This is a genomic window from Salipiger sp. D13, assembly GCF_003703915.1.
GTDB lineage: Bacteria > Pseudomonadota > Alphaproteobacteria > Rhodobacterales > Rhodobacteraceae > Salipiger > Salipiger profundus.
This window is the reverse complement of sequence record NZ_ML112603.1, coordinates 49,673-57,843: the sequence shown is the minus strand read 5'-3', so window position 1 is coordinate 57,843 and position 8,171 is coordinate 49,673. Positions and strand designations below refer to the sequence as shown.

The following is an 8,171-nucleotide window of genomic DNA, read 5'->3' as shown; positions in this document are numbered from 1 at the left end:
AAATCGCTTGCAGCCCCGGGGGCGTCCATACACGGACATTCCGGTGCTGCACTGGCATGGCGAGGGCTTCGAACTGCCTGCCGGAGCCGAGCGCCTCGCCGCGACCCCCGCCTGCGAAGCGCAGGGCTTCGGACGGGGCCGCAATATTCTCGGCCTGCAATTCCATCCCGAGGCCGGGATGCTGCCGGATTTCGAACGCTGGCTGATCGGCCATAGCGCCGAACTGGCGCAAGCGGGGATTGCCCCCGAGGCCCTCCGGCAGGATGCCAGGGCACATGGCCCGGCCCTGCGGGCCGCCGGTCAGGCCATGCTAAAACATTGGCTGCGGGAGTTGGAGGAATGAGGCCCGTGACACTCCTGACAGGTCGCGCCGCTCCCCTGCCCGGAAGCGCCACGCTGAGTGGGATTGTCAAGACGCCGGTCCCCCACCCGCTGACGCTTGGCCCCGAGGGGTTCGCAGGCGACGAACAGGCGGACCGGCGGGTGCATGGCGGCATCGAGAAGGCCGTACATCATTATCCGCTCGATCATTACAGCGACTGGCGCGCGGAACTCGGTGACCTTCAGGCGCTGACCGCTCCCGGCGGGTTCGGCGAGAATATCTCGACCGCCGGGCTCACCGAAGAGGAGGTCGCCGTCGGCGATACATTTCGGCTGGGCGGCGCGCTGATCCAGGTCTCGCAGGGGCGCCAGCCCTGCTGGAAGCTCAACCACCGCTTCGGCGTGGCCGACATGGCGCGACGCGTGCAGCAGACGGGACGCACTGGATGGTATTATCGGGTGCTCCAGACCGGCACAGTCGCGCCCGGCGACCGGCTGGAGCTGATCGGCCGTCTGGCCCCGGACTGGACTTTGCGACGGCTCTGGCACGCTCTCTATGTGGACCGGATGAACCTGGTTGAACTTGAAGGCATCGCCGCGCTCGATGTCCTGGCTGAGGGCTGGCGCAAATATGCGGTCCGGCGGTTGGAAAGCCACCGGGTCGAGGACTGGAGCGCAAGACTGGACGGCACCGCATGAAACGCCCCCCTTTCCTCATTTCGATCCAAAGCCAGGTAGTCTTAGGCCATGTCGGCAATTCCGCGGCGCTCTTCCCGATGCAGGCGGCAGGCCTCGAGGTGGCGGCGATCCCCACGGTGGTCTTCTCGAACACACCCGACTACCCGACCCTGCGCGGCCGCACCCTGCCGCCCGAGTTCTTTTCCGACCTGCTGCAAGGCGCGCGCGAACGCGGCCTGCCCGAGCGGGCGGATTATATCCTTACCGGTTATATCGGCTCGCTCGACGTGGCCGAGATGGTGGCGGATTTCGTGGCCGAGGCGAAGGCCGCGAACCCGCGCCTGCGCTACATCTGCGACCCGGTGATGGGCGACACCGGTCCCGGACTCTATGTACCCGAAGCCATCGCCGGCGTAATGCGCGACCGGCTGCTGCCGATGGCCGACATCGCCACGCCGAACCCATTCGAACTCGCCTGGCTCACCGGGCAGCAGATCCACACGTTGGCCGATCTTCAGGCGGCGCGCGAGGCGCTGCACATCGCGCCAGAAGCGCATCTGATCGCCACCGGCTGCATACTCGACGACACCGGCCCCGGGCGACTCGAGACGGTGCTCCTGGGCCCCGAAGGTCTCAGCCGCCACCCGACCAAGCGCCTGCCGATCGCCCTGCCCGGCACCGGCGATCTCTTCGCCGGGCTTGTGGTCGCGGGCATCGGGCGGGGCCTTGCCCTGCCCCGCGCCATCGAGACCGCCCAGACCCTAACCGCCCGCGCCCTCAGCCACGCCGAGGCGCTTGGTGCGGGCGAGGTGGTGCTAAGCGAGCCGGAATTTCGTCGCGCGCTGCTTTCGCTTGGGTCCGGCTGAGGCCGGGTGACGCGGACATCATCGCCTGATCAGGCCTGCACATAGAGTGACCTGACCTGCCCCGTTCAGGGTGGGAACGGTCTGCCAAAATCCGTATGAAACCCGGTGGGAACTTATTCAGGGCAAGGAGGATTCTGCACGCTTGAATATCTACGCCTCCGGCCCATAGCCGACCTTGAGAACGGCTTTAAATTCTGTGGTCACAGCCCACATTGCCGCCGTTCGCGTGGCAAAGCGATTTCTCGCCCACGCCAAGCATTGACGCTGGCTATACGAGGCAATTTCTCGACTATCTCGAGCTGATCTCAGCGGAAAGGGCGCGATTGTCTACATGACCTCAGACGAGTTCCACTGGGTGCACCGCCGCTCCTCGGGAGCTGAAGATCTTGTTGTCGTTTGGCGGCCTGATCACGAAGACGGACTCAAGGCTCATCGAATGGGTTAGGCGTACACCTCCGCATAACCGACAAACTCCTGTTGAGGCGAACGCTCCGTGCTCCAGCGCCTGGCCCCGTCCGGTCGATCCCGGTGCTCGCAGATCGTAAGTGCCAGCCGCTGCTTGGCGCGGGAGATGCCGACAAAGAAGGCCGGTCGTTCCTCGGAGATCTTCCCCCAGAACGTCTCTTCCTCGACGCCCATCATGATGACGGTGTGAAACTCCAGCCCCTTGCTCTTGTGAATCGACATGATCCTGACGGAGCGATCGGCCGAGAATGCCGTCAGCGCCGAGCCGACGTCCGTTCCATCCTGCGTCAACTGAGATATGCGGGTCACCGTATCCTCGATCAAATCATCAAGCCTGTTGCCCTGAGCATAGTCTGCGGAGAGGGCGACCACAGCGTCCCTGCCAACCAGTTCGATCAGCGCCGCCACCAGCGCTGCGAGCGCATCGCGATCAGCATATTCGATCTTTCTCGCCGCCGCTCTTGCCCGTACGTCCGCGACGAACCGGTCCCATCGAGAGCGGGCTCGATATTCCTGTTCTTCATCGAGACCTTCATTGTAGACGATGGCTTCAAGCAGCCGGCGAAAAGCTTCCGGTTGCGCGCCTCCCCAGACCACGAGAAGAAAATCGGTGAGCAGACGAACAACCGGTTCGGAGGCGAAGTCCTGCGTCTGGTCTTCGTCGCGAAACGGAACCTTCCGGTCCCGCAACGCGGCTCGCAACTCCTGACAATAGAAGTTCTGCTGCTTGCTCACCAGCACCGCGATGTCGGAAGGGTCCAGGCCGTCATTCTCGATCCATCCCTTGATCGTGTTGGCTAGATGTGAGGCCTCCTCACTGGCGTTCTTGAAGTGATGGATCTCGATCTCACCATCGTCACCCTGCAGTTCATCGTCATCAAGCGCAGCAGGCGCGTCCATGACCCGCACCATCGCGTTCTGCATTCGGCGAAGTCGCGGCGCAGAGCGGAAGTTCTGATAGAGGTTCAGCGCTTCCGCGTTGAAATCCGCGGCATAGGTCTTGAAGATTCCTTCGAGCGCCCCCGCCCAGCCCATGATCCGCTGCTTGGTGTCGCCGACGGCAACGAGCTGCGCGCCTGTGTCGAGGAAGCAGGCTTTGATCAGCGCGTACTGCTCCTTCGTGCAGTCCTGGAACTCGTCCAGAAATACGTGACTATAGGTCTGTCTTATGGCGTTCCTGGCGATGGCGCTGGTCTCGAGGATGGTAACTGCCAATGGCACCATGTCCTGAAAGGTGATGGACTGTCCCTGGACCCGTGCCGGCCCTACACTGTAGTCCGCATCAAGGGCATCGCGCCCGGTGAGCGCCAGCCGAAAGCGGTCAATGATGCGCTTGCCGAACGCGTGAAAAGTGTGGCTGTCGAGCCGCGCGGCCAGCTCGGGGCCGCAGCGCTTGCGGACGCGTGCCTTCAGATTCTGGCTCGCATCGACCTTGAACGAAATGGCGAGGATGCGCTTGGGGTAGCGGCACGTGCCGGTGCGGAGAAGAAAGTCCGCCCGCTGCGCCAGCATTTCGGTCTTGCCCGCTCCTGGCCCTGCGGTCAGCGTCAGGTTTCTCTCGGTCTCTGTTGCCGCCAGGAGGGCATTCGGCTCGAGCTTGAGGTTGTCCGACGGAACCCAGCGATCAACGCGCATCATTCCGGCAACGCCTTTAGGTCGTCGCGGACACGCGTGAGCAACCGCTCGAGGACTTCGGGCATCTCGTCCTTCAGTTCTTTGTCCGTCAGGCTGGCCATCGCCTGGATGTGCCACACGGGCTTGCTGCCCAGCTTGAACCGCCTGTGATAAGCGTCGAAGTGTTCGAGTTCGTCATCCTCATATTGATTGCCGACAACGTCGTGTTTCTTGCCCAGCACTGCCTTGAGGCCATCCTCATCAGGCGTCTCAAGCTCGTCCGCGTCGAGGTCATATGCGTCCGGGTAAGCGGTGAGCATGAGGAAATCCAGATCGAGGGGCGACGAGTAGAACACACGATGCTCCTCCAGACGGTCGATCCATCCAAGATCATCTACCATCAGGCCGTCGTCGCTATCCCATGCAGGAATGGCATTCGTATCGGCCACCGTGAATCCCGTGTTGGCGACGTCGCCATATGCCAGCAGTTGCTTGGCTGCGTACTTTACCCGCCCCCACCCACCCTGGTGCCGTGCGAGGTCCAGATCGAGCAGCGTGACATGAGGGATGCCGAGGCCGTGCAGGAGGCGCCAAAAGTGATTGACGTGGCGGCCGCCGAGCGGCACCACCGAAATTGATGCGTCGTCAGCGAGTATCCCCTCGGCCGCCAGAAGCCTCGGCAGCACGACTTCCTCACTGTCACCCTCGCCGAGAACGACGAAGCGCGAAAAATAGAGTTCGGGAAAGGCTTGGACCGCCTCGCGAACGAACTTGTGCGCCTCCGCCTCCTCGGGAAGCTCGATGTGCCTCACGACGGTAGTGCGCTTTTCATCGAGCCGCATGTATCTGACGGCTTCCGGAGGAACGCGGCGCATCAGCGACGGGGAGTGCGTAGCGAGCACCGCCTGCGCATCCTGTCCCCCGGCGAATTCTTCGAGGGCTCGGACGACTCGTCCCAGGTAATGCGGCGATAGACTGTTCTCGGGCTCTTCCAAGGCGATCAGGGTGAAGACGGCCGGCCGCAGCTTGTCGATATCAAAGGCATCCGGCAGCTTGCCACTCAGCACATCACTGCCGATCTGGTGCATACCCAGCACGATCGAGAGATAGAGAATCGACTGCTGCCCGTCGCTCAGGCGAGTGAAATCGACCAGTTGCTCGCCGTGGCCTGGGGTGAAGCCGACGCTCAGGTGCCGCAGAAGGTTTTCCAGTTCGCTCCGACCGAATGAAATCGATGGGTCGGCGAAATAACTGCCTTTATGCAGATTTCCCCACTGATCCGACAATGCGTCCGTCATGCCCTCAATGGCCGCATTGCTGGCAAGGGTCGCACTGATCTCCTCGGTCAAATTGGAGATCTTGTCGCGTTCGCCCGCCCAGTCCGCCGAACGCAGTGCGCGGCCCAGCAACGCATTTGCCGAGTAAGAGATATGGTCCGCAGGATCGCGCCGAGCTGGCAAGTAATGCACCTGAATGGCATTTCGATCGTGCTTTGCAACCCGGCCTTGCTCCAGCGGGTTCCCTTCAGCATCGACCTTCATGACATAGGTGAGGTTCTCTTCGATATCCTCATCCTGGTCGAGCGTAGCATCGAGCCGGAACCGGACCTGCGCTGGCCCATCGGCCCCCATCAGTTGCATATGCGCGAAGTTTCCGGGAACCGCAGGTGCCTTTTTTTTGCCCTTGCCTACCAGCTCGGGAAACTCGAAGTCTGCCTCAATCCAGAGCTTGCGCTCCGCCGGCGCTTCGTCAGGCTTCTCATCATGCGGGATGTGAAAGTCGGACTTTCTGATCTTGCGCTGGGCAGGATCGAGACTGAACAGTCTTGCCAGAGCTTGCAGCACCGCCGTCTTGCCGGCGCCGTTCGGGCCGAGCAGAAATGTCAGATCGTCCAAATCCAGTTCTTCGAAATCCTTACAGAACGATCTGAAGTTGCTGAGCCGCAAGCGGACAAGTTTCATGTTCCCCCTCCCGTGAGCACCCGCCGCTTTGCTACTTCGGCACCTATCCTTTGGCAAGCAAACACGCCAACAAGCGGCCGGACCGGAATTAGCGCTCTGGGCAAGTTTCTTAAACTCTATCTTGAAAGCAAACGCGTGTCTGCCGTCCCAAGCTCGCTCCCGAAACCGGGCTCTAGCTGAAGGCCCCAATCCCGCCGTAGTGGGCATGCCCGCAATGTCGGTGTTCGGGAAGCCGTCGGTGAACCTGAAAAGATCGCATTGTGGCCCAGAGGCTGATTGGCAGCTTACCACCGGACCGTCCGAACGCGGCCATTCCAGCCGTTCGCGCCAGGGACCGCGAACGACCGCTCTCCGCCCTTCGTGCCAGAGCCTCTAGCGGTGACGGCAATGGAACTCTTGGCGGCCCTGAATCGCCAATCGTAGGCAGCCCAGGGCAGCACAAAGCTCTGCTCCGGCGCCTAACATTCAGTTGAGACTGAGAATTCCTCACGCGCCGAGACCTATGCCTTATGCATACTTCCCCGGCCAAGATGTGGGGGAATAGCTATGCAGGTCGGCGATCCAATTTCTGAGGAAGTCATCATTAGAGCGCGCGAAAGCTTTGCAAGACAGGGGCTTATGGCGCATCTCGGGGCCGAAATGGCGGATGTGCGCGCGGGGCTTGTCACGCTGCGACTACCGTTCCGTCCAGAACTCACGCAACAGCATAGCTACTTCCATGCCGGCGGGACATCGGCCATCGCCGACAGCGCAGGCGGTTACGCTGGGTTCACCCTCTTCCCCGAAGGCAGTTCAGTCCTGACGGTCGAGTTCAAACTGAACCTGATCAGCCCGGCGCAAGGAGATTATCTCGAGGCTGTCGGCCGCGTGATCAAGAATGGTCGCACACTGACCATCTGTCAGCTCGATGTATGGGGCGTTGATGGAGATCGCCGCAAACATGTCGCGGCGGGGATGCAAACCTTGATCTGCTTGCATGACACGCCAGACCTGCCCACTTCGCGCTAGAACAGGTCTTCTCGGCGAATGGCCTGAACAGGATTGAAGATCGGCAGATTTTGGCGGTCCAATCCCAGATCCATCAATTCCGCGTCGCTCAAGCGGTAAAAGGCCCGAAAACGGCGCGGCAGCCGAGCCGCGCGTGATGCGAGACCATCTTTGTCGCGCTCTCGCGTTGGATTTGCCGTGCATCGCGGGTTCATGGTCACCTCCGGTGTCTTCCCCCAGAGAATGCACCCCGTGCCCAAAGCCATGAATTTCGGATCCTTCAGCGGATATTGAGAATTCCTCTCCGGGATTGTCGCCGCGAAATCCTCAGGACCTCCGGAAAATTCCTCAATTGCGAGCCGCCATGCTGCCGCGTGACAGTCAGTCCCGACCGCCAAAGCGGACGGAGAAGGATACCGGAAGAATGACAAGACTTTCCCGCACTGACCTTGAAACCCATGCCAGGCATTGGATCGCTGCCTGGAACGCACATGACGTGGAGACGGTTCTCGCGCCGTTCGCCGAAGAATCCGTCTTCATCAGCCCTCTCGCCAAGCAGGTGACGGGTGACGCCCAGATCATTGGGAAGGACGCCCTGCGGCAGTACTGGACCGACGCCCTGGCACGCGTGCCCGATCTTCACTTCGAACTGAGCGGAACCGCCGTAGACGCAGAGGCGCAATCCGTGACGGTTTTCTATGTGTCGCGAGCCGGTGGTCGGGTCAGGCATGCCTGCGAACACACGCGGTTTCGCGAGGGCGTCCAGTTTCTGGGCGAAGCCTATTACGGGTCCGAGGAATGACGGGCCCCCTGCGCGCGACCGACGCAAACCATTACCCCTGGGGTAACGGCTGCGACGGCTGGAGACTGGTCGATCGCCCCGAACTTTCGCTGCGCGAAGAGCGCCTGCCGCCCGGCGGTGCCGAAGCACCACATTATCATCGGGTCTCCCGCCAGATCTTCTATGTCCTTGCCGGGGAACTGACGATCAGGGTTCCGGGCCGTATCCTCTTGGCCAAGGCGGGAGAGGCCCTGGAAATCTCCCCGGGCCTGGGACATTTAGTGCAGAACAACGGGCCCGAAGATCTGCGCATCCTGCTCGTGTCCGCCCCTGATACGGCCGTCGACCGGTATCCGGTCGACGACCATGCGGCCGTCCCGACGGATGTAGCGCACCATCCGATGTATTGGCTCTAGTCCGCCCCTGACAAAATCTCCCGCTCGGTTGAGACCTTCTCAATCGGCGTGGAGACGGCTCCCGGCTAGCACTTGAGACAAA

The 8,171-nt window shown here is 61.8% G+C and carries 8 protein-coding genes and 1 pseudogene; 6 read left to right on the top strand and 3 right to left on the bottom strand.

From position 1 onward, the window contains the following. From D6860_RS16120 to pdxY, 3 genes and pseudogenes are all read left to right on the top strand, one after another. Positions 1 to 343: pseudogene (locus D6860_RS16120) on the top strand (glutamine amidotransferase); the annotation flags it as partial. Beyond that, entirely contained in the window at positions 340 to 1,020 is a 681-nt protein-coding gene (locus D6860_RS16115) for an MOSC domain-containing protein (RefSeq protein ID WP_076624973.1), read from the top strand. The pseudogene D6860_RS16120 and the gene D6860_RS16115, both read left to right, overlap by 4 nt. Beyond that, positions 1,017 to 1,865, top strand: coding sequence for a pyridoxal kinase (gene pdxY / locus D6860_RS16110; RefSeq protein ID WP_076624974.1), 849 nt, complete (start codon positions 1,017 to 1,019; stop codon positions 1,863 to 1,865). The genes D6860_RS16115 and pdxY overlap by 4 nt, the downstream gene beginning before the upstream one ends. 441 nt (positions 1,866 to 2,306) lie before the next feature. Here pdxY and D6860_RS16105 read toward each other — a convergent pair whose 3' ends face one another. Together D6860_RS16105 and D6860_RS16100 are read right to left on the bottom strand one after the other, a co-directional pair. After that, the gene (locus D6860_RS16105; protein WP_076624975.1) at positions 2,307 to 3,968 is read right to left on the bottom strand and encodes a UvrD-helicase domain-containing protein; all 1,662 of its coding nucleotides are present in this window, start codon (positions 3,966 to 3,968) and stop codon (positions 2,307 to 2,309) included. Then, a complete protein-coding gene (locus D6860_RS16100; protein ID WP_076624976.1) occupies positions 3,965 to 5,905 on the bottom strand; it encodes an ATP-dependent nuclease in 1,941 nt (646 codons plus the stop codon). The genes D6860_RS16105 and D6860_RS16100 overlap by 4 nt, the downstream gene beginning before the upstream one ends. 546 nt (positions 5,906 to 6,451) lie before the next feature. Between D6860_RS16100 and D6860_RS16095 the strand changes: the two genes are divergently transcribed. Then, a complete protein-coding gene (locus D6860_RS16095) occupies positions 6,452 to 6,913 on the top strand; it encodes a PaaI family thioesterase (protein WP_076624977.1) in 462 nt (153 codons plus the stop codon). Here D6860_RS16095 and D6860_RS16090 read toward each other — a convergent pair. Beyond that, complete coding sequence (locus tag D6860_RS16090; RefSeq protein ID WP_128549263.1) at positions 6,910 to 7,158, bottom strand: hypothetical protein; 249 nt, start codon at positions 7,156 to 7,158, stop codon at positions 6,910 to 6,912. The two genes, D6860_RS16095 and D6860_RS16090, sit on opposite strands and share 4 nt — an antisense overlap. 158 nt (positions 7,159 to 7,316) lie before the next feature. Between D6860_RS16090 and D6860_RS16085 the strand changes: the two genes are divergently transcribed. Together D6860_RS16085 and D6860_RS16080 are read left to right on the top strand one after the other, a co-directional pair. Then, a complete protein-coding gene (locus D6860_RS16085; RefSeq protein ID WP_076624978.1) occupies positions 7,317 to 7,694 on the top strand; it encodes a nuclear transport factor 2 family protein in 378 nt (125 codons plus the stop codon). Next, the gene (locus D6860_RS16080) at positions 7,691 to 8,089 is read left to right on the top strand and encodes a cupin domain-containing protein (protein ID WP_076624979.1); all 399 of its coding nucleotides are present in this window, start codon (positions 7,691 to 7,693) and stop codon (positions 8,087 to 8,089) included. Before D6860_RS16085 ends, D6860_RS16080 begins: the two co-directional genes overlap by 4 nt. Positions 8,090 to 8,171: the final 82 nt, after the last annotated feature.